25 protein-coding genes and 2 pseudogenes are annotated in these 26,239 nt (G+C 72.0%); 16 read left to right on the top strand and 11 right to left on the bottom strand.

Features of this window, described 5'->3' with window-relative positions; translation table 11 throughout:
• Positions 1–40 precede the first annotated feature (40 nt).
• Together OG521_21460 and OG521_21465 are read left to right on the top strand one after the other, a co-directional pair.
• Complete coding sequence (locus OG521_21460) at positions 41–805, top strand: GntR family transcriptional regulator (GenBank protein WUW23207.1); 765 nt, start codon at positions 41–43, stop codon at positions 803–805.
• Positions 806–933: 128 nt separating this feature from the next.
• Positions 934–1,584, top strand: coding sequence for a hypothetical protein (locus OG521_21465; GenBank protein WUW23208.1), 651 nt, complete (start codon positions 934–936; stop codon positions 1,582–1,584).
• Positions 1,585–1,637: 53 nt separating this feature from the next.
• Here OG521_21465 and OG521_21470 read toward each other — a convergent pair whose 3' ends face one another.
• Complete coding sequence (locus OG521_21470; GenBank protein WUW23209.1) at positions 1,638–2,432, bottom strand: SLATT domain-containing protein; 795 nt, start codon at positions 2,430–2,432, stop codon at positions 1,638–1,640.
• Between the two features lie 378 nt (positions 2,433–2,810).
• On the opposite strand from OG521_21470, the gene OG521_21475 reads away from it, so the two are divergent.
• The 7 genes from OG521_21475 (at position 2,811) to OG521_21505 (ending at position 9,553) form a co-directional block, all read left to right on the top strand.
• On the top strand, positions 2,811–3,146 hold the full coding sequence (locus OG521_21475; GenBank protein ID WUW26758.1) for a YbaB/EbfC family nucleoid-associated protein: 336 nt from the start codon (positions 2,811–2,813) through the stop codon (positions 3,144–3,146).
• Positions 3,147–3,267: 121 nt separating this feature from the next.
• On the top strand, positions 3,268–3,867 hold the full coding sequence (recR, locus tag OG521_21480; GenBank protein ID WUW23210.1) for a recombination mediator RecR: 600 nt from the start codon (positions 3,268–3,270) through the stop codon (positions 3,865–3,867).
• Positions 3,868–3,968: 101 nt separating this feature from the next.
• Positions 3,969–4,628, top strand: coding sequence for a DUF5063 domain-containing protein (locus tag OG521_21485; protein WUW23211.1), 660 nt, complete (start codon positions 3,969–3,971; stop codon positions 4,626–4,628).
• 317 nt (positions 4,629–4,945) lie between these two features.
• Positions 4,946–6,217, top strand: coding sequence for an aspartate kinase (locus OG521_21490; GenBank protein WUW23212.1), 1,272 nt, complete (start codon positions 4,946–4,948; stop codon positions 6,215–6,217).
• Positions 6,214–7,278 (top strand): aspartate-semialdehyde dehydrogenase, encoded by a 1,065-nt coding sequence (locus tag OG521_21495; protein WUW23213.1) that lies wholly within the window; start codon positions 6,214–6,216, stop codon positions 7,276–7,278. The genes OG521_21490 and OG521_21495 overlap by 4 nt, the downstream gene beginning before the upstream one ends.
• A gap of 272 nt (positions 7,279–7,550) precedes the next feature.
• A complete protein-coding gene (locus tag OG521_21500) occupies positions 7,551–8,213 on the top strand; it encodes a SigE family RNA polymerase sigma factor (GenBank protein WUW23214.1) in 663 nt (220 codons plus the stop codon).
• A 110-nt stretch (positions 8,214–8,323) separates the two neighbouring features.
• Positions 8,324–9,553, top strand: coding sequence for a hypothetical protein (locus OG521_21505; GenBank protein WUW23215.1), 1,230 nt, complete (start codon positions 8,324–8,326; stop codon positions 9,551–9,553).
• Between the two features lie 105 nt (positions 9,554–9,658).
• Here the strand turns inward: OG521_21505 and OG521_21510 are convergent, their stop codons facing one another.
• The gene (locus tag OG521_21510; GenBank protein WUW23216.1) at positions 9,659–10,501 is read right to left on the bottom strand and encodes an SURF1 family protein; all 843 of its coding nucleotides are present in this window, start codon (positions 10,499–10,501) and stop codon (positions 9,659–9,661) included.
• Between the two features lie 116 nt (positions 10,502–10,617).
• The gene (locus OG521_21515) at positions 10,618–12,477 is read right to left on the bottom strand and encodes a prolyl oligopeptidase family serine peptidase (GenBank protein WUW23217.1); all 1,860 of its coding nucleotides are present in this window, start codon (positions 12,475–12,477) and stop codon (positions 10,618–10,620) included.
• Positions 12,478–12,539: 62 nt separating this feature from the next.
• Between OG521_21515 and OG521_21520 the strand changes: the two genes are divergently transcribed.
• On the top strand, positions 12,540–13,379 hold the full coding sequence (locus OG521_21520; protein ID WUW23218.1) for a class I SAM-dependent methyltransferase: 840 nt from the start codon (positions 12,540–12,542) through the stop codon (positions 13,377–13,379).
• Positions 13,380–13,453: 74 nt separating this feature from the next.
• A complete protein-coding gene (locus OG521_21525; protein ID WUW23219.1) occupies positions 13,454–13,867 on the top strand; it encodes a nuclear transport factor 2 family protein in 414 nt (137 codons plus the stop codon).
• 17 nt (positions 13,868–13,884) lie between these two features.
• Here the strand turns inward: OG521_21525 and OG521_21530 are convergent, their stop codons facing one another.
• Entirely contained in the window at positions 13,885–14,499 is a 615-nt protein-coding gene (locus OG521_21530; GenBank protein ID WUW23220.1) for a helix-turn-helix transcriptional regulator, read from the bottom strand.
• 46 nt (positions 14,500–14,545) lie between these two features.
• On the opposite strand from OG521_21530, the gene OG521_21535 reads away from it, so the two are divergent.
• The gene (locus OG521_21535; protein ID WUW23221.1) at positions 14,546–15,982 is read left to right on the top strand and encodes an MFS transporter; all 1,437 of its coding nucleotides are present in this window, start codon (positions 14,546–14,548) and stop codon (positions 15,980–15,982) included.
• A gap of 72 nt (positions 15,983–16,054) precedes the next feature.
• Here the strand turns inward: OG521_21535 and OG521_21540 are convergent, their stop codons facing one another.
• The gene (locus OG521_21540) at positions 16,055–16,861 is read right to left on the bottom strand and encodes an SGNH/GDSL hydrolase family protein (protein WUW23222.1); all 807 of its coding nucleotides are present in this window, start codon (positions 16,859–16,861) and stop codon (positions 16,055–16,057) included.
• Between the two features lie 261 nt (positions 16,862–17,122).
• Positions 17,123–18,238, bottom strand: a complete 1,116-nt coding sequence (locus OG521_21545) for a cobalt-precorrin-5B (C(1))-methyltransferase (protein WUW23223.1) — start codon at positions 18,236–18,238, stop codon at positions 17,123–17,125.
• Between the two features lie 11 nt (positions 18,239–18,249).
• Here OG521_21545 and OG521_21550 point away from each other — a divergent pair, with 11 nt between their 5' ends.
• Positions 18,250–19,005, top strand: coding sequence for a cobalt-precorrin-6A reductase (locus OG521_21550; GenBank protein WUW23224.1), 756 nt, complete (start codon positions 18,250–18,252; stop codon positions 19,003–19,005).
• A 12-nt stretch (positions 19,006–19,017) separates the two neighbouring features.
• On the opposite strand, the gene OG521_21555 is transcribed toward OG521_21550, so the two are convergent.
• Entirely contained in the window at positions 19,018–19,644 is a 627-nt protein-coding gene (locus OG521_21555; GenBank protein WUW23225.1) for a precorrin-8X methylmutase, read from the bottom strand.
• A 153-nt stretch (positions 19,645–19,797) separates the two neighbouring features.
• Positions 19,798–20,340 (bottom strand): CGNR zinc finger domain-containing protein, encoded by a 543-nt coding sequence (locus OG521_21560; GenBank protein WUW23226.1) that lies wholly within the window; start codon positions 20,338–20,340, stop codon positions 19,798–19,800.
• Between the two features lie 273 nt (positions 20,341–20,613).
• Between OG521_21560 and OG521_21565 the strand changes: the two genes are divergently transcribed.
• The gene (locus tag OG521_21565) at positions 20,614–21,855 is read left to right on the top strand and encodes an MFS transporter (GenBank protein ID WUW26759.1); all 1,242 of its coding nucleotides are present in this window, start codon (positions 20,614–20,616) and stop codon (positions 21,853–21,855) included.
• Between the two features lie 72 nt (positions 21,856–21,927).
• Here the strand turns inward: OG521_21565 and OG521_21570 are convergent, their stop codons facing one another.
• Complete coding sequence (locus OG521_21570; GenBank protein WUW23227.1) at positions 21,928–22,761, bottom strand: PIG-L family deacetylase; 834 nt, start codon at positions 22,759–22,761, stop codon at positions 21,928–21,930.
• 329 nt (positions 22,762–23,090) lie between these two features.
• Here OG521_21570 and OG521_21575 point away from each other — a divergent pair, with 329 nt between their 5' ends.
• Positions 23,091–24,017, top strand: coding sequence for a serine/threonine protein kinase (locus tag OG521_21575; GenBank protein ID WUW23228.1), 927 nt, complete (start codon positions 23,091–23,093; stop codon positions 24,015–24,017).
• Positions 24,018–24,123: 106 nt separating this feature from the next.
• Entirely contained in the window at positions 24,124–24,936 is an 813-nt protein-coding gene (locus tag OG521_21580; protein WUW23229.1) for a phytanoyl-CoA dioxygenase family protein, read from the top strand.
• 66 nt (positions 24,937–25,002) lie between these two features.
• Here OG521_21580 and OG521_21585 read toward each other — a convergent pair.
• Positions 25,003–25,217, bottom strand: a pseudogene (locus tag OG521_21585) (AraC family transcriptional regulator).
• 389 nt (positions 25,218–25,606) lie between these two features.
• Positions 25,607–25,960 (bottom strand): annotated as a pseudogene (locus tag OG521_21590) (transposase family protein).
• Positions 25,961–26,239 lie beyond the last annotated feature (279 nt).

Below are 26,239 nucleotides of genomic sequence, written 5' to 3' on the forward strand. Positions count from 1 at the left end.
CGTCTAAGGTGACCCGAGGCCGAAACAGGGGAGGGGCGCCATGCGCGCGAGCGGAGCTGTCACACGCAGTACGCTGCGGCAGCAGATCGCGGACGCGCTGCGTGACGAGGTGCTCGCCGGGCGTCTTCAGCCCGGCCGGGAGTTCACCGTCAAGCAGATCGCCGAGCAGTACGGCGTCTCCGCCACGCCCGTCCGCGAGGCGCTCTTCGACCTCGCCGCACAGGGCCTGCTCGAATCCGACCAGCACCGCGGGTTCCGGGTGTACGAGTTCAGCGTCGCCGACTACCGCGCGATGGTGGAGGCCCGCACCCTGGTCATGGACGGGGTCATCCGGGAGGTCTTCACCTCGCCGTCCCCCGGCGGAGCCCGGCAGACCGCCTACCGGGACGCGCTCGTCTCCGTACGCCGCCGCGCCGAGGAGGCCTCCCGCGCGGCGCGCGGCGGCGACCTGGACATCCTGATCGGCTACGACCTGCGCTTCTGGCGCGAGCTCGGCGCCCTCGTCGGCAACACCTACATCACCGACTTCCTCCACCGGCTGCGCGTCCAGGCCTGGGTGTTCGCCGTGCCGTACCTGCGGGGCGACGCGGACGTACGGGACTGGCTCTGGAACGGGCACCCCGACCTCGTCGCCGCGATCTCGCACCGCGACCGCGACGCCCTGCGCGCGGCCGTCGAGGACTACAACAACCACGCACTGAGCTGGGCGGACCGGCTGGCGGCCGGCGATCCGGCCCCGCCCGGGCCCGGCCCGGAGCCGGACGGACCGGACGGTTCCGCGGACCCGGGGCGTCCGGAGGCCTGAGCGCGCGGGCGGCCGCGGCGGCCCGGCGAAGTCCGTCGTGAGGGAGCACTGTGCGCGACGTCCCGACCGCATTACGCTGTCCCGACCATCGCACCACCGCACGCATCCCCGCATGAGAGCGAGACTTCGTGGCCTGTGACCTGTGGCTGGTCCCCCTCGTCGATGTGCTGTGCCACAGCCCCGACAACCCGTTCGCCGATGAGATAGCCGTCTACGACAAAGCGCTGGGCGAGGCAGGGCTGCCGCCCGTACCCGTCTACGCCTACATGCCCGGCCTGACCGGTGACGTGGCCCCGGTCGCGGGCTTCGACTACGACGCGCTGCACTTCCTGCGCCGCGCCTATCTCCTTCAGCTCAGCGGCCTCGCCGTCACCCCCGTCGACGAACTGGGCGGGGACTACGAGCAGTTGCTGGAGATGTTCGAGCCGACCGCCCAGCAGTCGCATCTGGTGTGGCACTACGACCACGCGGGCGCGTACGTCCCCGTGGACTTCGCCGCGCCGCTGACCAACGACGACCTGCTGGAGGGCGGCGGCCCGCTCGGCTCGGCGCACGGGCTGCTGCGGGAGCTGGAGTTCGTCGCCGCGTCCATCGGCATCGATCCGGCCAATCCGCCGGCCGCCCCGCTGCCGCCCGCCGCGCCCACCTCGCTGGAGGAACCGGCGAGTCCGATCCCCTACGACGACAACCCGTTCGCCCGGGAGCGCCACGTCTGGCTCGGCCTGCACGCGGCGGTCACCCGCAGCCTCGCCCAGGGCTCGATGATCATCTTCAGCTGAGAGGCCACCGGCCTCCCGGCCCCGCCGCCCCCGCGGTGCTCACCGGTGACCGGTCACCGCGGGGACTCCGGCGGCCGCTGCCGCGGCATGTTCGGCCGGCTCATCGACTGCAGCGGGAAGCGTCCCGGCTGCGCACCCGGCTCCGTACGCCCGCCGCCCGAACCCCCGGAGACCAGCGCCTGCATCCCCATCGGCGCGGGACCGGCCCGGAACTCCACCATCCAGTCCGCGGTCTCCGACCGCACCAGCTCCGTGACGTCCTCCGAGAAGCGCCGCAGCACCCCCAGGCACCGCTCGGCCGCCTCGCTCGCCGTCCCCTCGGCCGGGCCGAGCACCTCGCGCACGCACTCCGAGGCCCAGTCGAACTGGAGCACCTGGAGCCGTCGCTGCACGGCCTGCGCCGTGGCGAGATTCCTTATCCACCCCGAGGTCAGTCCGAAGTAGCGGTCGCACGCCATGCACGCGGCGCCCAGCAGCAGCGACAGATACCCCCAGCCCGCCGCGCCGTGCAGCGCGCCGGTCAGATCGAGCAGCGGCAGCGCGGCGCCCGCGACGGCCCCGAAGGCGGTCCCCAGCCGCAGCGCCCTGGCGCCGCGCCGCTTCCACACCCGGTCGCCCAGATACCAGTCGGCGGTGCGCAGCGCGTCGGCCTCGACCCACCGGTACAGCTCGTCGAGCCGCTGCGCGGGTTCGCCCCAGTCGCCGAGCGGGAAGGGTGTCCCGGTCAGATCCCGGCTCCGCGCCTCATGGCTCCGAGCGCCGGAGCCCGTACCGGAAGGAGCGGCCGGGCCGGGCACACCGGATTCGTTGCGGGGCGGCCCTTCGGGCTGCATCTCCGGCTGACTCACCGGGGTACTCCTCTGCATGCTGCATAGCGACGCGTGTGCTCGACCGCGTACTCGACGATGGGCGGATCTCTGCTCTCCGTGCACTCACTGCTCACTGGCCCGGTGCGACCCGCAGTCCCCCTTGCGTAACCTTGCGTGACGGGAGATGCGCGTGCGTGTGCCGGGACGCATGCCCTTCCTACCGCCGAATGGTGGGCCATGGGGTCGAAATCGCGGTATTCCCGGGTGCGCAGGGCCTCTGGTCAGGTATAGGAGTCCAGCCATCGCCCACCCGAACTCACTCGAAAGAGTTGCTCGCCAGTGGGTGGGGCGCGCCGCCCGGGGAGCACGTAGGCTCGGCTTACCGAAACATTTGTCGTCGAAATGCCTGGAGTGACCGTGATTCCCGGTGGTGGTCAGCCCAATATGCAGCAGTTGCTGCAGCAGGCTCAGAAGATGCAGCAGGACCTCGCGGAGGCTCAGGAGGAGCTGGCCAGGACCGAGGTCGAGGGCCAGGCGGGCGGAGGCCTGGTGAAGGCGACGGTCACCGGCTCCGGTGAGCTGCGCGGCCTGGTCATCGACCCGAAGGCGGTGGACCCCGAGGACACCGAGACGCTCGCGGACCTCGTCGTGGCGGCGGTCCAGGCGGCGAACGAGAACGCCCAGCAGCTCCAGCAGCAGAAACTGGGCCCGCTGGCCCAGGGCCTGGGCGGCATGCCCGGCCTCCCCTTCTGACCGCGGGCGCACCGCCCGCGGCCGCGGCCGTGTTCCGTACGACCGCGGACGTACCCAAGACCGTACGTACCCCCTACGGTACGTACCACGACTCGGCCGACCCGGCCCGAAAGGCGTTCCGTTGTACGAAGGCGTGGTTCAGGACCTCATCGACGAACTGGGCAGGCTGCCCGGCGTCGGTCCCAAGAGCGCGCAGCGGATCGCCTTCCACATCCTGCAGGCCGAGCCGACGGACGTGCGCCGTCTCGCCCACGCCCTGCTGGAGGTCAAGGACAAGGTCCGTTTCTGCGCCGTCTGCGGCAACGTGGCCCAGCAGGAGGAGTGCGGGATCTGCCGCGACCCGCGCCGGGACCGGACGGTCATCTGCGTGGTCGAGGAGCCGAAGGACGTCGTCGCGATCGAGCGGACCCGTGAGTTCCGGGGCCGTTACCACGTCCTGGGCGGGGCGATCAGCCCCATCGAGGGCGTCGGTCCCGACGATCTGCGCATCCGCGAGCTGCTGGCCCGGCTCGCCGACGGCTCCATCACCGAACTGATCCTGGCGACCGACCCCAACCTGGAGGGCGAGGCCACCGCGACGTACCTGGCGCGGATGGTCAAGCCGATGGGGCTGCGCGTCACCCGGCTGGCCAGCGGTCTGCCGGTGGGCGGCGACCTGGAGTACGCGGACGAGGTCACCCTCGGCCGCGCCTTCGAGGGGAGGCGCCTGCTCGATGTCTGATCCTCTTCCGGCCGTTCTTCCGCGGTCTCACGACGGCTTTACGTTCAGCGCCGTTATCTTCGTCCCACCGTCTGCGACCGTGCCCATGGGAGGTCTCCTCGATGTCTGACGCCACGCTGAACACAGTCACTCAGGACCCGGACGACTTCGCGGTCCAGATCGCCGACCAGATCAAGACGTTCATCGTCGCGGTCACCGAGGTGTCCCAGGTCGAGGAGCCCGAGGAGGCCGTACCGGTCCTGCTCCTCCAGGTCTCCCAGCTGCTGCTGGCCGGCGGCCGGCTCGGCGCGTACGAGGACATCCTTCCCGACGAGCGCTACGAGCCGGACCTCGGTGCCGAGCCGGACGCGGACGGCCTGCGCGAGCGGTTCGCCGCCCTGCTGGAGCCGATCGACGTCTACTCCGAGGTCTTCGACCCGTACGAGCCGCGCAAGGCCCCGGTCCCGGCCCGCATCTCCGACGACCTGGCCGACCTGGTCACGGACCTGCGCCACGGGCTGGCCCACTACGAGGAGGACCGCACCACGGAGGCCCTGTGGTGGTGGCAGTTCTCCTACTTCTCCAACTGGGGCTCCACCGCCTCCGCCACCCTGCGCGCCCTGCAGTCCCTGATCGCCCACATCCGGCTCAACCAGCCCCTCCAGGAGCTCGACGGCCTGGACACCGACCAGGACGCCGGAGACGACGACCTGGCCGAGGAGGCGGGCCGCGTGATGGTCGAGGAGATCGCGGGCCCGCTGGGGCTGCGGCCGGTCAAGTAGGGGCGCCGAGGGGCCGGTTGCTGGCCCTCGGTAGCCGTCGCAGCGCAGGTCGGCGGCCGCATGAACCCCAGGTGCACGGCGTTGTCCTGCGCGGCGCCTGCCCGGACCGCGGAGCTCGCCGCTCGTCGTGTGGGCTGGGACACATAAGGGAGTGACCGGGCGAACGGCGGGCAGCAGCCTCCTACGAGCAGTTCGGGGCGACACGCCGATGATCACGTGGTGAGCGGGACATCTCAGCATGTGATATCAGCGGGGCGTTTCCGGACTGCTCGTTAAACTGAGCCGACCGCGATAAATGGATTGAGCGAGGAGCGCACGTGGGCCTTGTCGTGCAGAAGTACGGAGGCTCCTCCGTAGCCGATGCCGAAGGCATCAAGCGTGTCGCCAAGCGAGTCGTCGACGCCAAGAAGAGCGGCAACCAGGTGGTTGTCGTGGTGTCAGCGATGGGCGACACGACGGACGAGTTGATCGATCTCGCCGAGCAGGTATCTCCGATGCCGGCCGGGCGGGAGTTCGACATGCTGCTGACCGCCGGGGAGCGGATCTCCATGGCCCTGTTGGCGATGGCGATCAAAAACCTGGGCCACGAGGCCCAGTCGTTCACGGGCAGCCAGGCCGGTGTCATCACCGACTCGGTCCACAACAAAGCGCGCATCATCGATGTCACGCCAGGCCGCATCCGGACCTCGATCGACGAGGGCAACATCGCCATCGTCGCCGGGTTCCAGGGGGTCAGCCAGGAGGGCAAGAACATCACGACCCTCGGCCGCGGCGGGTCCGACACCACCGCTGTCGCGCTCGCGGCCGCGCTGGACGCCGAGGTCTGTGAGATCTACACCGATGTGGACGGTGTCTTCACCGCCGACCCGCGGGTCGTGAAGAAGGCCCGGAAGATCGACTGGATCTCCTTCGAGGACATGCTGGAGCTGGCCGCGTCCGGCTCCAAGGTGCTGCTGCACCGGTGCGTGGAGTACGCACGCCGCTACAACATCCCGATCCACGTCCGCTCGTCCTTCTCGGGACTGCGGGGCACCTGGGTCAGCAACGAGCCGCAAGGGGACCAGCAGGTGGAGCACGCCATCATCTCCGGAGTCGCCCACGACGTCTCCGAGGCCAAGGTCACGGTCGTCGGCGTGCCCGACAAGCCGGGCGAGGCGGCCGCGATCTTCCGTGCCATCGCGGACGCCGAGATCAACATGGACATGGTGGTGCAGAACGTCTCCGCCGCGTCCACCGGTCTCACCGACATCACGTTCACGCTCCCCAAGGCGGAGGGCCGCAAGGCCATCGACGCCCTGGAGCGCAACCGGTCCACGATCGGCTTCGAATCGCTGCGCTACGACGACCAGATCGCCAAGATCTCCCTGGTCGGCGCGGGTATGAAGACCAACCCGGGGGTCACCGCGGGCTTCTTCGAGGCGCTGTCGGACGTCGGTGTGAACATCGAGCTCATCTCGACCTCCGAGATCCGCATCTCGGTGGTCACCCGCGCCGACGACGTCAACGAGGCCGTGCGCGCCGTGCACACCGCCTTCGGCCTCGACAGCGACTCCGACGAGGCAGTCGTGTACGGGGGCACCGGCCGATGACCGCACGCCGCCCTTCGCTCGCGGTCGTCGGCGCGACCGGGGCGATCGGTGGCGTCATGCTCCAGATCCTCTCGCAGCACGCGGATGTCTGGGGCGAGGTGAGACTCATCGCCTCGCCGCGTTCGGCCGGCCGCAAGCTGGTCGTGCGCGGCGAGGAGACCGAGGTCCTCGAACTCACCGAGGACGTCTTCGACGACGTCGACGTGGCGCTGTTCCTGGTGCCCGACGAGGTGTCCGCACGCTGGGCGCCGCTCGCCGCTTCCAAGGGCGCCGTCGTCATCGACGACTCCGCGGCCTTCCGGCTGGAGGGGGACGTCCCGCTGGTCGTCCCCGAGATCAACCCCCATGCCGTACGGATCAGACCGCGCGGCATCGTCGCGAGCCCGAACTGCACCACGCTGGCGATGGTCGTCGCGGTCGGCGCCCTGCACGCCGAATTCGGCCTGCGGGAGCTGGTCGTCTCGTCCTACCAGGCCGTGAGCGGGGCCGGGCGCGAAGGCGTCGCCGCGCTGCGCGAGCAGCTGTCGATGGTGGCCGGCACCGAACTCGGTACGCAGCCGGGCGACGTACGCCGTGTCGTGGGCGACCTGGACGGCGGTCCGTTCGCCGCACCCGTCGCCCTCAACGTGGTGCCGTGGGCCGGTACGGACGCCGGTGACGGCTGGTCGTCCGAGGAGCTGGCGATCCGCGACGAGTGCCGCAAGATCCTCGATCTGCCGAGTCTGCGGGTCTCCGCGACCTGCGTGTACGTCCCCGTGATCGGCACGCACTCGATGTCCGTGCACGCCCGCTTCGAGAACGAGGTCGCCGTCGACCGGGCCCACGAGATCCTGGCGACCGCGCCCGGTGTGGTGCTGTACGACAGCCCGGGCGCCGGCGACTACCCCACTCCGTCCGATGTGGTGGGCACCGACCCGACCTGGGTCGGCCGGGTCCGCCGCTCGCTGGACGATCCCAGGGCGCTGGAACTCTTCGTCTGCGGCGACAACCTCCGCAAGGGCGCGGCGCTGAACGTGGCGCAGATCGCCGAAGCGGTGGCTGTCGAATTTCCCCGGTCCTGATCGAACCTGTTTTGTACGCTCTGTGAATGCCCTGTGAGCAAGTTGCTGGTCTGAACCTCTTGAGCTGGGACGTTGCGGTGTCCGACGATGACCTTTCGGTCCGTTGCAACCACCCGTCGGGTGGCAGGCGTCTAAGCGGTCACTTCTTGCGTGACGAGGCGCACATTCGGGGCATTTGGGGAAGAGCGGGTACGTATGAAGGCATATCGCATGGTGTCAAACGCGGTGCCGTATGCGTACAACCCTGACGGGGGGAAGCGTGTCCAACTGGCGTGGCAGAGGTTCTCGATATCACAGTGGTGGGCCCCTTGCGCGGCGCTTCGGTGCGACCGCTCAGACGGCCCCGCGCGCCCGGCGGTATGCCGGTGATCGCGCCCATGCCCGCCGCTCGCCCGGCAGGGCTGCCGTCGCAGCGCGAGGGCGCTGAGGAGAGCGTGGCAGCCGGAACCACCGTCGACCATCTCACCGAGACCTATCGCGCCCACTACCGTTCGCTGCTCGGCCTCGCGGCCCTGCTGCTGGACGACACGGCGTCCTGTGAGGACGTCGTGCAGGAGGCGTTCATCCGCGTGCACTCGGCGCGCAACCGGGTACGGGAGCCCGAGAAGACACTCGCGTACCTGCGCCAGACCGTCGTCAACCTCTCCCGCTCCGCACTGCGACGCCGCATCCTCGGGCTGAAGCTGCTCTCCAAGCCCATGCCGGACATGGCGAGCGCGGAGGAGGGCGCGTACGACCAGCTGGAGCGGGACGCGCTGATCAAGGCGATGCGGGGGCTGCAACGGCGCCAGCGGGAGGTGCTGGTGCTGCGTTACTTCGCGGACATGACCGAGGCGCAGGTCGCCGAGACGCTGGGGATCTCCCTGGGCTCGGTGAAGGCGTACGGGTCCCGGGGCATCGCGGCGCTGCGCGTGGTGATGGAGGCGCAGGCATGAGCCGGCGCCACGACCACGACCACGAAGAGGAACGCGGGCGCGAGGGCGGGAGCGGATACCGGCGCAGGCCCTCTCGCGGACATCGGATTGACCGGACTGGAAACGGAATTGTGAACCACGGGCCGGAGAACACCCCGCACACGGACCGCGCGGCCGGAGAGGGCGCGCAGCCCGTCGCCGGTGGGCCCACCGGCGACGGGAACGCCGACACCCCGGCGTTCGGCAGCACGGCCGCGCTCTTCGGCCGGGCCGCCGAGTCCTCGGGCGGCGCCCCCGGCGGCGACTTCCCGGGCAGCGCCTTCCCGGGCGGTGCGTCACTCGACGAGGACGCGTTGCGCCGGATGATGCGCGGTGCCGTGCAGGACCTGGAACCCGGTGAGGGCACGCTCGACCAGCTGCACCGCGCGGTGCCCGCCCGGCGTGCGCGCCGGCGGCAGGCGCTCGTAGGAGTGGCCGCGGCCGCCCTGCTCATCGGTACCGCGGTCCCCGCCTTCGTCCATGTCGCGGGCTCCGACGGCTCGAACACCGCCAGCCCCTCCATCGCCGGCCACGGCGAGCAGGCGCAGGGCGGCAACGGGGACGAGCCGGGCGCGGTCTCCGGCAACGGTGGCGGCACCGGTGGCGGCGACGGACAGCAGGGCGGCGACCACGGCCTCCCGGACGGTACGGCCACCCCGTCGGACAGCAGCGGGCAGGGCGTGGACGGCGAGGTGTCCGCCGGGCCCGCGGACCCGGCCGCCAGCGCCGAGACCGTCATGCCGGCCTGCGCACCCGAGCAGCTCGGAGTCGCATCGGCGAGCACCGGAGCGGCCGGTGCCGACGGCACGGTGTACGGAACCTTCCGCATCGCCAACGTGTCCGGCAAGAACTGCTCGGTGAGCAGCAGCGGCACGGTGGGCTTCCAGGCGGCGGGCGCGGCCGACCCGGCCAGGATCGTGGTCGTCCGGCACACCCAGGGGGACCCGGCGTCCGGACTGCCCGATCCGGGTGAGGAGGAGGCGACGGTCCTGCTGAAGCCGGACATGGTCTACGAGGTGCAGTTCGCCTGGGTGCCCCAGGACACCTGTCCGACCACCGGCGGCTCACCCTCCCCGACACCCACGGACGGCGCGGCCGGCAGCACCGGGGTCGCGGCCGGGTCCACCACGGGCAGCGGGACCGGGGACGGCGAAACGGGTACGGAACCGCAGCTCGGCAGCGATGAGGGCGACGGCGCGGCACAGGGCAGCGTCTCCGTGCAGCACACGCCGGAGCCGGGTGCCCCGGTCGCCGAGACGAAGATCGCCAACGCCTGCGCGGGCACGATCTACCGGACGGGCGTGCTCGAACCCTCGTCGTAGGCGCGGGGGCAGGCGTCGTACACAGGCGTCGTTACAGGGGGCGGGGACGCGACTGCGGCCACGCGGGCGCCGGGTGCGGGCCCGTCGGGATGAGGCCCGCGGCGGTCAGGGGTTCGCCGGGGTCTCCTCGTCGGCGATCAGGCCGAGCCGCAGGTCCCGGGCCGCCTCGGCCTCGCGCCGGAGCAGCCGGAACCACATGAAGACCACGAACGCGGCGAAGACGAACCACTCGCCCGTGTAGCCGAGGTTCTGGAACGCCTTCAGGTCGAGCCCGCTGCCCTGCGGCGCCGCGGCCGGTACGGGGCGCAGACCGCCGCCGTCCTTGCCCGGGGCGTCGGTGAGCGCGGCGCCGGCGGTACCGGACGCGGGAGTGCGGGCACCGGTCTCCTGAAGGGTCACCCAGGCGTCGTACACGTCGTACGTGACGAGGTTGACCAGGGACGCGGCGCTGATCATCCCGACCTGGCCGTCGGGGAGGCCGCCCTTCGCGTCGACCCCGGCGGTGCCCGCGCTCTCCGAGGCCTGGAGGTCGCCGGTCACGGTGACCCGGCCGGTCGGCGCGGCCGGCACCGGGGTCTGTCCGGCCTTTCCGGGCAGCCAGCCGCGTACCACCGGCAGGGCCTTGCCGCCGTCGGTGCGCAGCATGTCCAGGACGTAGAAGCCGCTGCGGTCGTCCAGCTTCCTTCCGGGCACCAGGAACTGATCGGCGTACCGGCCGCTGGCGGTGGCGGGACGGCCGGAGGTCACCGTGTCGACGGGCAGCAGCTCGTCGAGCGGTTCGGCGGCCAGGCTGCCGGGGGCGGGCTGCTTCTCGGCGGCCTCGTGCGTCTGCACGCGGTCCTCGAAGCGGCCGAGCTGCCAGGTGCCCATGAACACGCAGAACGGGATGGCCAGCACGACGAAGAGGTTGATCCCCCACCATCGCGGGGTCAGCAGGAACCGGTACACCCCTCCACGGTACGGTCCCCGCTCCGGCCCGCCGGAGCGGGGGCACCCCGGAAGCAGCCCTTTATACGGCTCCTACGCCACGCCCGTGCCGTGTCCCTCGCCTCTCCGTACCGCCGCTACGCCCCCTCGGCCGGGTCTCCCAGATGGCGCCGGGCGAAGTCGAGTTCCAGGCGCACCTGCTTGATCCGCTCCTCCACGACGAGCGAGCCGTGGCCCGCGTCGTACCGGTAGACCTCGTGCACGGCGTCGCGGCCCTTCAGCCGGTCCACGTAGTTCTCCACCTGACGGATCGGGCAGCGCGGGTCGTTGACGCCCGCCGAGATGTAGACGGGTGCCCGCACGGCGTCGACGTACGTCAGGGGTGACGAGGCCTCGAACCGCTCGGGCACCTCCTCCGGTGTCCCGCCCAGCAGGGTGCGGTCCATCGCCTTCAGGGCCTCCATCTCGTCGTGGTACGCCGTGACGTAGTCCGCGACCGGGACCGCGGCCAGGCCCACGGCCCAGTCGCCGGGCTGTGTGCCGAGGCCGAGCAGCGTCAGATAGCCGCCCCAGGAGCCGCCCGCCAGGACCAGCTTCGCCGGGTCCGCGAGGCCGGACTTCACCGCCCACTCCCGGACCGCCGCGATGTCCTCCAGCTCGATCAGGCCGACCCGGTGCTTGAGCGCGTCCGTCCAGGCGCGCCCGTAGCCGGTCGAGCCGCGGTAGTTGACCCGGACCACCGCGTAGCCGTGGTCCACCCAGGCGGCGGGCCCGGCCGCGAACGCGTCGCTGTCGTGCCAGGTGGGTCCGCCGTGGATCTCGAAGACGGTCGGGAACGGGCCCTCGGCCGGAGCGGCCGGGCGCTGGACGAGCGCGTGGACACGGCCCCCGGGCCCGTCCACCCACACGTCCTCGACCGGCACGGAGACCGGGGCCTTCGCCCCGGGCGGATCGAGCACCACGGCGCCGGTCGTCGAACGGACGACGGGCGGCTCGGCGGCCGACGACCACAGGTACTCCACCGTGCCGTCCGGCCGGGCCGTGGCACCCGAGACCGAACCGGCGGGCGTCTCCACCCGCACCAGGGCGCCGTCCGCCGCGACGGGTTCGTACCGCCACAGCTCGCTGCGGGCCTCGAAGCCGTGCTCGACGAGGAGCGCGGAGCCGTCCGGATACCACTCGGCGCCCACATCGCCCGGCAGGTCGATGGCGAGGTCCGTCTCCGTGCCCGCGACCGGGTCCCAGATCATCGGCTCCCAGCGGCCGCGCCGCTGGTGCCCGACCAGCAGCCGGGTGTCCCCGGCGACCGGCGCGAAGCCGAGGACCGCCAGCCCCAGCTCCTTCGTGCCGCCCTCGGTGTCGTCCAGCTCCGCGACCGTGGTGCCGTCGGCACGCACCACCCGCAGCGCGGAGTGCATCGCGTCGCCGTGCTCCGTGTGCTCCAGCGCGATCAGCGTCCCGTCGTGCGACATGTCGCCGACCCCGGCCGACTCGCGGTGGCGGTAGATCTCCACGGGCGCGGCCCCGGGCCGTACGACATGGACCGTCGTGCCGTCCTCGTCCGTCGAACGGCCGATCACCGCCGTTCCGTCCCGTCCGATGGCGAGCCCGGCCGGATAGGACGGTTCGAGCCCGGGAGCCGCCGGCTCGTCCACAGTCACCTCCGCGCTCCCCTCGCCCCCGGCACTGAACGGCTGGCGCATCCACACCCCGAACTCGTCGCCGTCGGTGTCGCTGAACCACCAGACGGCCTCGCCGCCCGGCGTCAGCACGCCGTCCGTCGTCCCGTTCGGCCGGTCGGTCACCTGGCGCTGCCCGCCCGTCGCCCGGTCCCATGCGTACAGCTCGTACGTCCCCGTCGCGTTGGAGACGAACAGCGCGCGGTCCGGTGCGTCCTCCGCCCAGTCGGGCAGCGACACCCGGGGGGCCCGGAAGCGCTGCTCCCACTCCGGGACGGAATCGGTCGTCGAACCAGTGGTCTCAGTCATGCCCCCCATTCTGCGCCGGGCCGCCGACAAACCGTTCGCGTCGTCCGCAGCCTGTGGATAACCTCGCGGACATGCCTTCCCCGACACCCGCCGACTGGCGCGAGGCCAACCGCGCGATGTGGGATGAGCGTGTGCCCATCCACGCCGAAAGCGACTTCTACGACCTCGACGCCTTCCGCGCGGGCAAGGAGGCCCTGCGCCCCTTCGAGCTGGCGGAGGTCGGGGACGTGACCGGGCGGACGCTGCTGCACCTGCAGTGCCACATCGGGGTCGACACCCTGTCCTGGGCCCGGCACGGCGCCGCGCAGGTCGTCGGCCTCGACTTCTCCGAACCGGCCGTCGAGACCGCCCGCTCGCTCGCCCGCGACCTGGGCCTCGGTCCGGACCGGGCGGCGTTCGTCGCCGCCGACGTCCACGACGCGGCCGAGGCCGTGCCGGACTCCTCGTACGACATCGTCTACACGGGGATCGGCGCGCTGAACTGGCTGCCCGACATGGACCGCTGGGCCGAGACGGCGGCCTCGCTCGTCGCACCCGGCGGGTTCCTCTATCTGGCGGAGTTCCATCCGTTCACCGACTGCCTCGACGACGCGACCGGATCGAGGATCGTGCACGACTACTTCAGCCGTGACGCGTGGGTGGACGAGACGCCGGGCACGTACGCCGACTTCGACGCGCCGACCGTCCACAACCGCAGCGTCGAGTGGCAGCATCCGGTGGGCAGCGTGGTCTCCGCCCTGTGCGCGGCCGGTCTGCGGATCGAGTTCCTGCACGAGCACGACGCCTCGCTCTTCGCCCGCTTCCCGGTGCTGGAGCACCAGTCGGACGGCTTCTTCCGCTTCCCGGCGGAGCGGCCGCGGATCCCGCTGATGTACTCGATCAAGGCGACGCGGCCGGCCCCGTCCCGGTAGGGGGCGGGGCGGGCCGCGGGGCCGGCTGTCAAGCGTGAGCCCGATTGTCAGTGGTGGGGTCCAGACTCGGATTCATGACCACGTCTGCTGACTCGTCCGCCGGGCCGACCGCTGATCCGCGTGCCACGGTCGGGCGTTACTGGACCGCGGCCGATCTCCGTGACTGGGACACCTTCGCGGCGACACTGGCCGACGAGGTGGTGTACGACCTGCCTCAGACGCGTGAGCGGATCCGCGGCAAGGAGCCGTACCTGGCCTTCAACCGGGAGTACCCGGGGGACTGGCGGGCGCGCGTCGAGCGGATCGTGGCCGACCGGGACGGGCGGCAGGTCGCCGTCCGGACGCTGTTCACGGTCGACGGACAGGAACTGCACGCCGTCCACTTCTTCACGTTCGACGCGCAGGGCCGGATCGACGGGATCACCGACTTCTGGCCCGAGCCCTACGAACCCCCGGCCGGCCGCGAACACCTCGTCGAGCGGTACTGAGCCGAGCGGTACGACCCTCAGCCGGCCGGAACGGGGCCCGCCCGGTCCCACCCGGGGGCTCGGACGTCCACGCTGAGCGTGTTCATCGCGATCTCCTGGCCGCATGTCCGGCACACCCATGCCGCGTCCAGGTCGTGCGCATGACGCCCGCGGCCGTCCGCGCCGGTGCCCGGCTCAACAGCGTCCGGTTCGTGAGCGTGCCGTTCAGGGGCGTCCGGTTCGTGGACCATCACCACCGGCCGGTCCTCCCGCACCCACCGGTCGCCCCAGTCCAGCAGCGCCCGGATCACCGGAGCGAGCGCGCGCCCCGACTCGGTGAGGTGGTACTCGTGGCGCGGCGGCCGCTCGTTGTACGGGCGGCGCTCGACCACGTCCGCCTGTTCCAGTGAGCGCAGCCGGGCCGCCAGCCGGTCGCGCGGCGCGCCCGTGTTGCGCGCGATCGCCTCGAACCGGTGGTTGCCGAAGAAGATCTCCCGCACCGCGAGCAGCGCCCACTTCTCACCCACCACATGCAGTGCGGCCGCGGCGGAGCAGGGCCGGCCGGGCAGCCCCGCCGCCACCGCGGCGGGGGAGTCTGCGGGGGTGCCGGCTGGTGAGCCGGCGGGGGCTTCGGAATCGCGTGCGGCACTCATCCCTACAAGGTTGCCATCTCAAACTCACTGGCGCTACCTTGCCGTCATGACGGTTGGAGAATCAAACTCACCCCTGCCCGGGGCCGCCGCGCCCCCTGTGGAGACCCCCGTCCCCGCCGCCCCGCGCGCCACCGTGTGGATCGTCTCGGCCGGTGTCTTCGTCGTGAATCTCGACCTGTTCATCGTCAATGTCGCGGTCCCCGCCCTGGGTGCCGCGTTCGACGGCAGCTCCCTGGCCTCGCTGTCCTGGGTCCTCAACGCGTACGCGATCGTCTTCGCCGCCCTGCTGGTCGTCGCCGGCCGGCTGGCCGACCGCTTCGGGCACCGCCGGGGGTTCCTGCTCGGGCTCGGCGTCTTCACCGTCGCCTCCGCGCTCTGCGCGCTCGCCACCGGCGTCGGATGGCTGGTCGCCGCCCGCGCGCTCCAGGCCGTCGGGGCCGCCGCGCTCATGCCGACCTCGCTGGCGCTGCTGCTCGTCACCACCCCGCCCGGGCGGCGCCCCCGGGCCATCCGCGGCTGGGCCGCGATCGGCGGGATAGCCGCCGGGCTCGGGCCCGTCATCGGCGGGCTGCTGGTGGCGGCGGACTGGCGCTGGGTGTTCCTCGTCAACGTGCCGGTCGGCGTGGCCGGGCTGGTCGCCGGAGCGCGGCTGCTGCCGGACGCCCGCCCGCACCGCGAAGGGCCCTTCCCCGACCTGGCCGGAGCCGTTCTGCTCACCCTCGCCATCGGCGCCCTGGCGCTGGGCCTGGTCAAGGCCGATGTCTGGGGCTGGGGTTCGGCGCGCGTGCTGGGCTCGCTGGCGGCCGCCGTACTGCTCACCGCGGCCTTCTGGCTCCGCTCGGCCCGGCACCCCGCCCCCGTCGTCGAGCTGCCGCTGCTGCGTACGCCCTCCTTCGCCGCCGCGACGCTCGCCGCGCTGCTCTTCACGGCAGCCTTCGCGGCGATGCTGCTCACCTCGGTGCTCTGGTGCCAGCAGGTGTGGGGGTACTCGGCGATCCGGACCGGACTGGCCATCGCCCCGGGGCCGTTGGTCGTCCCGCTGCTGGCGGTGGCGTCGGGGCCGGTCGTCCGCCGGCTCGGTGCCGGCGGCACCGCCGCCCTGGGCTGTCTGCTGTTCGGGACGGGGCTGGCCTGGTGGGCCGTGGCGCTCGGCGTGGCTCCGCACTACGCGTCCGGCTTCCTGCCCGGCATGATGATCACCGGTGTCGGGGTGGGACTCGCGCTCCCCACCCTGGTCGGCGCGGCTGCGGCGGCGCTGCCGCCGACCCGGTTCGCCACCGGCTCGGCGGTGACCACGATGGCCCGCCAGACCGGCTCCGTCCTCGGCGTCGCCCTGATGGTCACCCTGCTGGGCGCCCCGCGTACCCCGGCGCTCGCCGTGGACGGGTTCCGCCAGGGCTGGTGGGCGGCGGCCGCCGCGTCCGTGCTGGCCGCGGCGACCGCCTCGGCACTGCACCGGCGCGCGGCCGCCGCCCGTACCTGAACACGACGGAGGCGCGGCATCACTCCGGAGCCGGGAACTCCGGAGTGATGCCGCGCCTCCGCTTCCGTACAGCTACGCGACCGAACTGAAGGCGGGCAGATAGCCGCCCGACTGTCCCACGGCCTTGGGGTGGTACGAGTTGTAGACCGGGATCGAGACGCTGTGGATCCATGCGTCACCGGAGCACAGCTCGTGCCCGGTGAACTCGTCGACGACGCTGGAGAAGGTGAACCCGGCATTCGCCGCCTGCTTGGCGATGACGCCGTTCAGCACGTCGGACGCGTCGTTGATGGCGGTGCGCTCCGCCTCCGAGAGACCGGCGATGCAATTGCCGCCGATCTTGTAGAACCGGGGGTAGCCCAGCACCACGACATGCGCCGCGGGCGCCTTCGCGTGGATGGACGAGTAGAGCGAGCTCAGACCGGACGGAAGTGTGCTGTTCATCTTCCCGACAGCCCCGTTCACGGCGGCGAGGCAGGTGGCCTCGCCGGACAGCACGCAGTCCTGCATGACATCGGCGAACCCGACGTCATTGCCGCCCGCGGTGACGCTGACCAGCGAGGTGGAAGAGCTCAGCGAGCCGAGCTGGCTGCTCGCCACGGACCCCGAGGTGGCGCCCGAACAGGCGACGAAGGCGAACGACGAAGGGGAGTTCGCCGCCGCCCAGAGGGAGGGGTAGGCGTTGGTGCTGCGGCGGCAGTCACCGCTGTCGGACAGATAGTCCCCGGCGCCGACGCCGGACGAGTACGAGTCGCCCAGGGCGACGTACCCGCCGGCGGCGGCCGAGGAGGTGGCCGAGGCCGGCTGGGCCACGCCCAGAGCAGCGACGGCGGCGAGGATCAGAGTGGATGCGGACGCCCAGAATCTCCGTACTGACATGGCTGTCAGGCCTCCGAAGTGTGGGGGGTGGGTGGGGGGTTGATGGAGCGTCACCCGTTCTAGCAGCTTCCGGTACCAGTCGGTAATAGCCATGCGGGAACCCGTCGGATTTGCCCGAATGATCGTTCGGTACTCGTAGCTCCGCGCGTAGATAAACCTTGAACTCCCCCTGAAACAAAGGTTTTTACGACTACCCGCTCATCACTTCACAGGTTCCCGGATCCGGGGTTCGCGGGCTCCGGAGAGGGGGAGGAGGCGCCTTCAGCGCACGCTGCTGCGCCCGACCACCGCGCCCGCCCGGTCGATGCAGATGACGTCGACGGCGACCGGCGCGCCCCGCAGCACCGACAGCGCCTCGTCCCGCGCCGCGACGGCCACCAGGTCACCCAGCGGAACACCGCGCGCCCGGCACAACTGAAGTGCCGCCAGGCCCGTGTTGGCGGCCGCAACCCCGGCGGCCAGCTCCTCGTCCGCGCCGCCCCGCCGGGCCAGCCCGGCCAGGAAGGACGTGTCGACCTGGGAACGCCCGGAGTGCAGGTCGAGATGGCCGGCGGCGAGCTTCGACAGCTTGGCGAACCCGCCGCAGACGGTGAGCCGCTCCACCGGATGACGGCGTACGTACTTGAGGACGGCGCCCGCGAAGTCGCCCATGTCCAGCAGGGCGATCTCCGGCAGCCCGTACTCGGCCACCACGGTCTTCTCCGAGGTGGAGCCCGTGCACCCGGCCACATGGGTCTGTCCGTCGGCCCGCGCCACGTCCACACCCCGGCGGATCGAGTCGATCCACGCCGAGCAGGAGTAGGGCACCACGACACCGGTCGTGCCGAGGATGGAGAGACCGCCCAGGATGCCCAGGCGCGGATTCCAGGTGGAGCGCGCGATCTCCTCACCGTGGTCCACGGAGAGCGTGACCTCGACGTCCCCCGCGCCCCCGTGCGCCGCCGCGACCCTGCCGATGTGCTCCCGCATCATCCGGCGGGGCACCGGGTTGACGGCGGGCTCGCCGACATCGAGCGGCAGGCCGGGCAGCGTGACCGTGCCCACGCCCGCACCGGCCCGGAACACCACCCCCGAGCCGGCCGGCAGTAGCCGCACGGTGGACCGTACGAGAGCGCCGTGCGTGACGTCGGGGTCGTCGCCCGCGTCCTTGACGATCCCCGCCGTGGCCCGCCCCTCGCGCAGCTCCTCCACCGCGAGCGCGAAGGCGGGGGTCTGCCCGCCGGGCAGGGTGATCGTCACCGGGTCGGGGAAGCCGCCGGTCAGCAGGGCCGTGTACGCGGCCGTGGTGGCGGCCGTCGCACAGGCGCCGGTGGTCCAGCCGGGCCGCAGACCGGTGTGCTTGAGTTGGGCGCCGCGGCCGCCCGTCGACTCACCCATGGAGGGACCCGATGCACGTGCTCGTACTCGGCGGGACGACGGAAGCCCGCCGGCTGGCCGGGCTGCTGGTGGCGGAGCTGCCGGCGGGGTCCCGGGTGACCAGCTCGCTGGCCGGGCGGGTGGCCGGGCCGAGGCTGCCGCCGGGCGAGGTGCGCATCGGCGGTTTCGGCGGAGCCGACGGCCTGGCCGCATGGCTGCGTACGCACCGGGTGGATGCGCTCATCGACGCCACCCATCCTTTCGCCCAGACGATCAGTTTCCACGCGGCCGCCGGTGCCGCTGCCGCCCATGTTCCTCTCCTCGCGCTCCGCCGCCCCGGCTGGGTGCCCGGCGCGGGCGACGACTGGCACCCGGCCGCCTCACTGGAGGAGGCCGCGGCGGTCCTTCCGTCGCTCGGGCGACGGGTGTTCCTCACGACCGGGCGCACGGGGCTCGCCGCCTTCGCCGGGCTGGACGGGCTGTGGTTCCTGGCGCGGTCGGTGGAGGCGCCCGGACCGCCGTACCCCGCGCACCTGGAGACCCTGCTGGACCGGGGACCCTTCACCCTCGAAGGGGAGCGCGAGCTGATCCGCCGCCACCGCATCGACGTCCTCGTCACGAAGGACAGCGGCGGCGACGCGACCGCGCCCAAACTCGCCGCGGCCCGCGAGGCGCGGATCCCCGTGGTCGTGGTCCGCCGGCCGCCGGTCCCGGCGGGGGTGACGGTGGCGGGCACCCCGGAGGAGGCCGTCAGCCGGCTGCGCGCCCGCCTCGGCCACCCGCGCTGACCGGCCGGCGGCTCACTCCTCCTCGCTGGCCAGTGCGTTGACGGCCGAGGCCGCCATCGCACTGCCGCCCCGCCGGCCGCGCACGATCAGATGCGCCAGCCCGGACGGGTGCGCGGCCAGGGCGTCCTTGGACTCGGCCGCACCGACGAAGCCGACCGGCACACCGATGACGGCGGCCGGGCGCGGCGCCCCCTCCTCGATCAGTTCGAGCAGCCGGAACAGCGCGGTGGGTGCGTTCCCGACGGCGACGACCGCCCCGTCCAGCCGGTCGCGCCACAGTTCCAGGGCGGCGGCGCTGCGGGTCGTACCGAGCTCCGCCGCGAGACCGGGCACCGCGGGATCGGACAGGGTGCACACCACCTCGTTGTCCGCGGGCAGCCGCCGCCGCGTGATGCCGCTCGCCACCATCGCCACGTCGCACAGGATCGGCGCACCGCCCCGCAGCGCCGCACGGGCGCTGCTCACCACGTCCGGGGTGAAGGCGAGATCGCGCACGAGGTCGACCATGCCGCAGGCGTGGATCATGCGGACCGCGACCTGGCTCACATCGGCCGGCAGGCCCGCCAGATCCGCCTCGGCCCGGATGGTGGCGAAGGACTGGCGATAGATGGCCGGTCCGTCCTTCTCGTACTGGTGCACAGTGCTGCCGCTCTCGTCTCGTCGTCTCGCCCGCTCGCCGCGCGCGGGCCCAGGGAGGGCCGTGGTGGGGCCGTGGGGGAGGGCCGTAGTGGGGGACCGTACGGGCCGGACCGAGGTTATCGGCCCGGGCACCGGCTTCCGGCGGCCGACCGGTTAGTCGGCCTCCTGCCGCTTCCGGGAGGCGTAGGAACGGGACTTGTTGCGGTTCCCGCACACCCTCATCGAGCACCACCGGCGGCTGCGGTTCTTGGACACGTCCCAGAACGCCCAGGCGCAGGTGTGCTCCGCGCAGCGCTTGAGCCGGGCGGCGTCCCCGGTCGTGTTGAGCTCGTTCCAGGCGATCGCCAGAGCGGCCAGCGGCGCGCGCTCCGGAGGCAGCCCGGCCGGGGCGGTCAGCGGGCCGCGTGCCGTGACGAGCACGGGGTGCGCGGCCAGCACCCGGTCGGCCGCTTCGAGCAGGCCCGGGTCGGGGGTGTCGCCGACGTGCGCGCCCAACTCCTCGCGGATGCCCGCGCGCAGGGCCAGATAGCTCGCGTGGACGTCGGCGGGCATCTCACCGGGGGCGTCGGACAGACCCCGGTCCCTGAGCCAGGCGGACAGCCCGGCCGCAGTGGCGATCTCGTCGCTCGCCTCCTCCACGTCGACCGTGTTCGCGAAGGCCTCCACCAGGACGGCCGAGGCCGGTGGTTCCAGCATCGCGCGTCACCTTCTCCCGCTCTCGCGCATCCCGATCCCGTACATCCCGATCCCGCGTATCCCGATCTCGTACGGCCGCTCTCGAATCTCCAGACATTCTACCGGCTAAACGCTTTACCGGTTGCGCGGCGATGGAGGCGTACGGCACAGTGCTCTCACCGCCTAAGCCGTTAGGCGGTGAGATCGTGAACCAGTGAATCGTGATCCAGTGAGGGGATGGTCATGGCCACAGCGGTGCCCGAGCGAACCGGAAGCGCCAGGACAACCGGCACGATGACCGGCGGGGCGTCGAAGGACGGTCCCGCCGCGGATTCCGGCCTTCGCAACACCGCCGTCCTGGTCGGCTTCACTGCCGCGACCAACCTCGCCGACGGCGTGATGAAGATGGCCCTCCCGCTGCTCGCCGCCCGGCTCACCGGCTCGCCCGCTCAGGTCACGGCCGTCTCGCTGACCCTCACGCTGCCCTGGCTGCTCGTCGCGCTGCACATCGGTGTGCTCGTCGACCGCTTCGACCGGCGAGGACTGCTCTGGATCGCGAACGGGATGCGGCTGGCCGCCATGGGCTGGCTCACCTTCTCCGTCCTGACCGAAGGCATCACGCTCGGCCGGCTCCTCGCCGCCGGGGTGGTCCTCGGCGTCGCCGACGTGGTGGCCTCGACCTCGGCATCCGCGCTGGTCCCGGCCGCGGTGCCGCCGGCGGGGCGGGAGCGGGCCAACGCCTGGATGGTGGGGGCCGAGACGGTGGGCCAGGAGTTCGCGGGCCCGTTCGTCGGCGGACTGCTGCTGGCGGCCGGAACCGGCCTGGCCCTGGGCCTGATCAGCGTCTCCTACGCGGTCGCCGCCCTCGCCCTCCTGCTGCTGGTGGGCCGCTTCCGGCCCACGGGGCCGGCCGCCGGTACGGCTCCCGTCCCGGTGAACAGCCGGATCGCCGAGGGCCTGCGCTTCCTCTGGCGCGACCCGCTGCTGCGCACACTGTCGCTGATCGTCGCCGTCCTGTCCGCCGTCTGGGGTGCCTGGCTGGCGGTCATGCCGCTCTACGCCAGGCAGGCCATGGACCTCGGCCCGCAGCAGTACGGCATTCTGCTCAGCGCCCTCGGCATCGGCGGACTGACCGGCGCGGTCACCGTGACCTGGGTCAACCGGCTGCTCGGTGCCCGGCGGGCGATGCTCGCCGACCTGATCGGCACCACCGCGATGGTGGCGCTGCCCGCCCTGACCACCAGCATCTGGGCGGTGGCGGCCGGGGCCTTCCTCGGCGGCATGGGCGGCACACTCTGGTCGGTCAACGCCCGCACCCTGACCCAGCGCAGGGTCCCGGACGAGATGCTCGGCCGTTACGGCGCGGCGGCCCGTCTCTTCAACTTCGGCGCCATGCCGCTGGGCGCGGCCCTGGTCGGCCTGCTCGCCGAACTGGGCGGCATCCGGGCGGCATTCGGGATGTTCGCACTGGTCACGGCGGCGACGCCGGTGCTGTTCGTCCGGAGCGTCGGCCGGTCCGCCCTGGAAACCCGCTGACGGTGACCGACGGCCGCCGCGGCGGCCCCGGCACACACCGGCCTCCGCGGCGGCAGCCCCCGGCGGACCGGATCAGCGCAGTCCGGCGAAGAGATCGGTCTCGGGGACGGCCGCTCCGGTGGAGTCCTTGACCCGGACGAAGGTCTCCAGGCCCATGAACTCGCCGAACCTCTCCTTGCCCATCTTGAGGAAGAAGATGTTCTCGCCCTGACTGGCGTGCGCGGCCAGCGCGTCGAACTTCTGGCCGCTGAACGCGGTGGTGTCCACCCAGGTGGTGACCTCGTCGTCGGGAAGGCCGATCTTGGCCATCGCGGCGACCTCGGCGGGATCCGGCTCCGGCATGTCCTCGTGGAACTCGCGCATGGTCTCCCCGAACCGCTGCATCATCGAGCGCGGCATCGTCGTCCAGTACACCTTCGGCGTCAGCGAGACCATCTCCAGCGCGGCCATGGTGATCCGGTGGGCCTGGATGTGGTCGGGGTGGCCGTAGAAGCCGTTCTCGTCGTAGGTGACGACCACATCGGGCCGGTAGTGCCGCATGAGCTCCGCGAGACGGGCGGCGCCCTCCTCCACGGGGGTCTGCCAGAAGGACCCGGGGGCGTCGTTGCTCGGCCAGCCGATCATCCCGGAGTCGGCGTAGTCCAGCGTCTCCAGATCGCTGATCCTCAGGACCTCGCAGCTCGCTTCGAGTTCCTTGCGGCGCATCTGCGCGACGGCCGCCGGATCATGCCCGGGCTCACCCGGCTTGACACCCCCCGCCCCGTCCCCGCAACCGCCGTCGGTACAGGTCACGAGGACCGTACGGATGCCTTCCGCCGCGTACTGCGCGAGGACCCCGCCGGTACCGGTGGCCTCGTCGTCGGGGTGGGCGTGCACAGCCATGAGCGTCAAGGGCCGGTCAGTCATGAAGATCCTCCTGCGTGAGTACGGCGTGGTCCGGGCGGGCGCGGCGGTACCGCGGCCCCGGGGCCCGGATCGGTCCCGGCGGAGCGGCCGGCCTTACGGCCCCGCGTTCCCGGCCGTGCGGCACCGGCCCCCGGTCGTGCAACCGCGCCGACCGGACCGGCTGTTCCCGGCGCCGTTAATTCGGTTGTGCGGCGACGAGGCGGCCTGCATCCTGGACCGAGTTGTGCGGCTACGAGTGCTGCCTGGGCCCGAGGAGGCTGAAGAGATGTCCGTCACTGTGCTGCGGCATGCCCGCGTCAGCCTCACTTCTTTCCCCAGGAGCTCATCAGATGTCTTCCGACGTCTTCCGTACCCACCACACATCCTCTGACTTCACCGACGAGCGCCCGGCCGCGCCGGCCGGCGACGGGTCCGCACCGGACATCGCCGACGCCTTCGTCTTCCGTTTCGACACGGTCCAGGAACAGCTCGGCCCCGACCAGCGCTGGTCCAGCTGGCTGGACGTCGAGCGCGGCTGCCGCGGCCCGGAACCACGCCCCGACTGGGTGGTGACGGAACAGGCCGCGATCGACACCGAACTCGGCATCCTCAAGACCGGCAAGGAGGCCGACGTCTTCCTGCTCGAACGAGCAGTGGAGCAGATCGGTGACAGCCCGGCACGACGGTCCCTGCTGGCCGCCAAGCGGTACCGCACCGACGAACACCGCTCCTTCCACCGCAGCGCCTCGTACGTCGAGGGCCGCCGCGTGCGCAACAGCCGCGACAGCCGGGCGATGGCGAAGAAGTCCGCGCACGGCAAGAGCGTGGCGGCCGGGCAATGGGCGTACGCGGAGTGGGAGGCGCTCTGCCGCCTCTGGAAAGCCGGTGTCCCCGTGCCCTACCCCGTACAGGTGGACGGCACCGAGCTGCTCATGGAGTTCATCGACGACGGCGACGGCGGTGCGGCTCCACGCCTTGCGCAGGTCCGGCCCAAGGGGGAGCTGCTCGCGTCGTACTTCGAACAGCTTCGGGACGGGATGCGCGAACTGGCCCGGGCGGGACTGGCCCACGGCGACCTGTCGCCGTACAACGTGCTGGCGCAGGGCGACCGCATCGTGATGATCGACCTGCCCCAGGTGGTCGACATCGTCGGCAACCCGAAGGGCATGGACTTCCTGATGCGGGACTGCCACAACATGTGCACGTGGTTCACGAACCGCGGCCTGGAGACCGACGAGCAGGAGCTGTTCGCCGACCTCCTGGCCATGGTCTTCTGAGGAACAGGGGCGGAGGCCGAGGCGGTGGAGGCCCCGGTGAGCACCCGACAATCACGGTGCGGGAAGTGTGGGGCGCCCGGGTCCGCTGCCGCCGCACCATGGCGGCATGGATGACAAGACCCTGGTGTCCCGCTTCCTCCGCGACGGCTTCGTGAAACTGAAGGGCGCCGTGGCGCCGCGCGTGGCCGAGCACTGCGCGCGGCTGCTGTGGCGGGAGACCGGCTGCGACCCTGACGACCCGGCGACCTGGACACAGCCCGTGCACCGGGTGGCCGGCATGGCGCAGGGCCCGTTCGCCGCGGCGCCCAACTCGCCTGCCCTGCACCACGCGTACGACCTGCTCGTCGGCGCGGGGCGGTGGGAGCCGCGGTACTCGCTGGGCACGTTCCCGCTGCGCTTCCCGCACGAGGACGAGCCGGACGACGCGGGCTGGCACATCGAAGGGAGCTATCTGCCGGAGGGTGAGACCTGGTACTTCACCAATCTGCGCTCCCGGGGCCGGGCCCTGCTGATGCTGTTCCTGTTCAGCGAGGTGGGTGAGGAGGACGCCCCGACGCGTATCCGGGTCGGCTCGCACCTCGACGTACCGAAGGTGCTGGAGAAGTACGCGGAGGAGGGGGCCGACGGACCGACGCTCGCCCCCGACCTGGTGGCGGCCTCCGCCCACCGCCCGTTGGCCCTCGCCACCGGGTCCCCGGGCGACGTGTTCCTGTGCCACCCCTTCCTGGTCCACGCGGCACAGCCCCACCACGGACGGCGGCCGCGCTTCATGGCCCAGCCGCCACTGATGCCGGCCGCCCCGTACGAACTGGAGCGGGCCGACGGAGCGTACTCACCGGTGGAGACGGCGATCCGCCGGGGCCTGGGACGGGACGTCCCCGGTCCGGGAGGGGGTGGCACCGACCGCGGTGACGGATAGCCGAAACAGTGGGCCTTTTCAACGTGGCCACGACCGAGTGACGCCGGGGTCACGACGGCTCATCTACGCCCGCGCCGCCGGCCTCTCCACGTCGAACTGCTCGTGGAGGTGCTCCAGCGCCCGGGCGACGACCTCGGTGAGCGGGTCGGCGCCGATCTCCTCCGGTAAAGGCCTGTCGAGGTAGCGCCCTCCTGACCGCCCGAGCGGCGCGGCGGGACCACCAGTCGGCGGGCCAGGGCCCCTGCCGCCTCGTTGCCGCGGTCCGTCCGCACGATGTGGAGAGAGTCGTCTCAGGCACCCGGCATGTCAGCCAAGTTGTGCAACGCCCACTGAACCGCTGCGGATCGATGGAGGCCCGGGTGAGGCTTCGCACTGACAGCGGTGGGTACATCCGCAAGTATGGACGCCGGCGCATGGATATCGCTGATAGCTACGGGGATCGTCCTGCTCATCGGGGCGGGGCTCATCTGCTACGAGCATGGGGGATCCGGCGCGAACCAGAGCCGGGAGCATGACCTGGGTCCGGACCACACCAGCGGCGGAGGCGGAGGCGGCTGACGCCCACGGTTGGGCCGAACCGCCTCGGCCCGAACCTGTCGCCGATCAGGACCGCGCTGCAGCAGAGCATCGAACAACGGCCTGGATCTCGTCGGACTCTCCTCGCGATAGATCGGTGTGAGTGGTCGGCCCGGCTGTCGCCGACCCGGTCGCACTCCGCCAGAGAGCCATCGAGCAGAACGTGATCAGGGTCGGCCTCGCGCAGAGTGCGCAGCAGGCCGGGCGCGTGGTCGACCGGCATGTCGTCGACGGCTGCCACGTAGGCGTGCGCGGTGCCGACGGAGATGCCGAACCCGGCAGCGAGCTGGGCGAGAGTGTCGTGCCGCCGCAGGCACACCAGGCCGGCCAGGGCACGCTGGTGCGGCGGGAGCTTGCAGCGGCGGTCACCCTCGCGGGTGACGATGAGCATGGTGACCCACTCGACCAGGGCATGAGGCAGGTCGAGTGCGGCTGAATACGGATCCAACGCGGCGTCTGTGCTTGTGGGTTGAGACCTCGAACACCTCCCCAACGGCACGGGAGCCTCGTGCGTTGCGCACACCGCCGGCATCACCCGATCAGTGGCGACTACGAAACAGCTCAGTGGGTGAGGCGCCTGTCGAAGACGACAGGCGCCTCAGTCGTGTTGTGGCCCGGGCGGACATCCCCGGCGGCCTTGGCCCCGCAGGGCCTGACAGGAATGGCCCGGAAAGCCCCTGGCCCCCCTGTCCCCGGGGCCCGGCGGTCGTTCGGGAACCCCGGACCG

Source organism: Streptomyces sp. NBC_01463 (genome assembly GCA_036227345.1).
GTDB lineage: Bacteria > Actinomycetota > Actinomycetes > Streptomycetales > Streptomycetaceae > Streptomyces.

Bases quoted from the DNA above. Each gene is read 5' to 3' on its own strand.
- OG521_21515 (WUW23217.1), bottom strand. From the start codon at position 12,477: ATGGGGGGCATGACTGAGACCACTGGTTCGACGACCGATTCCGTCCCG.
- OG521_21520 (WUW23218.1), top strand. From the start codon at position 12,540: ATGCCTTCCCCGACACCCGCCGACTGGCGCGAGGCCAACCGCGCGATG.
- OG521_21495 (WUW23213.1), top strand. From the start codon at position 6,214: ATGACCGCACGCCGCCCTTCGCTCGCGGTCGTCGGCGCGACCGGGGCG.
- OG521_21525 (WUW23219.1), top strand. From the start codon at position 13,454: ATGACCACGTCTGCTGACTCGTCCGCCGGGCCGACCGCTGATCCGCGT.
- OG521_21565 (WUW26759.1), top strand. From the start codon at position 20,614: ATGACCGGCGGGGCGTCGAAGGACGGTCCCGCCGCGGATTCCGGCCTT.
- OG521_21575 (WUW23228.1), top strand. From the start codon at position 23,091: ATGTCTTCCGACGTCTTCCGTACCCACCACACATCCTCTGACTTCACC.
- OG521_21580 (WUW23229.1), top strand. From the start codon at position 24,124: ATGGATGACAAGACCCTGGTGTCCCGCTTCCTCCGCGACGGCTTCGTG.
- OG521_21570 (WUW23227.1), bottom strand. From the start codon at position 22,761: ATGACTGACCGGCCCTTGACGCTCATGGCTGTGCACGCCCACCCCGAC.
- OG521_21485 (WUW23211.1), top strand. From the start codon at position 3,969: ATGTCTGACGCCACGCTGAACACAGTCACTCAGGACCCGGACGACTTC.
- OG521_21460 (WUW23207.1), top strand. From the start codon at position 41: ATGCGCGCGAGCGGAGCTGTCACACGCAGTACGCTGCGGCAGCAGATC.
- OG521_21560 (WUW23226.1), bottom strand. From the start codon at position 20,340: ATGCTGGAACCACCGGCCTCGGCCGTCCTGGTGGAGGCCTTCGCGAAC.
- OG521_21545 (WUW23223.1), bottom strand. From the start codon at position 18,238: ATGGGTGAGTCGACGGGCGGCCGCGGCGCCCAACTCAAGCACACCGGT.
- OG521_21535 (WUW23221.1), top strand. From the start codon at position 14,546: ATGACGGTTGGAGAATCAAACTCACCCCTGCCCGGGGCCGCCGCGCCC.
- OG521_21540 (WUW23222.1), bottom strand. From the start codon at position 16,861: ATGTCAGTACGGAGATTCTGGGCGTCCGCATCCACTCTGATCCTCGCC.
- OG521_21550 (WUW23224.1), top strand. From the start codon at position 18,250: ATGCACGTGCTCGTACTCGGCGGGACGACGGAAGCCCGCCGGCTGGCC.
- OG521_21530 (WUW23220.1), bottom strand. From the start codon at position 14,499: ATGAGTGCCGCACGCGATTCCGAAGCCCCCGCCGGCTCACCAGCCGGC.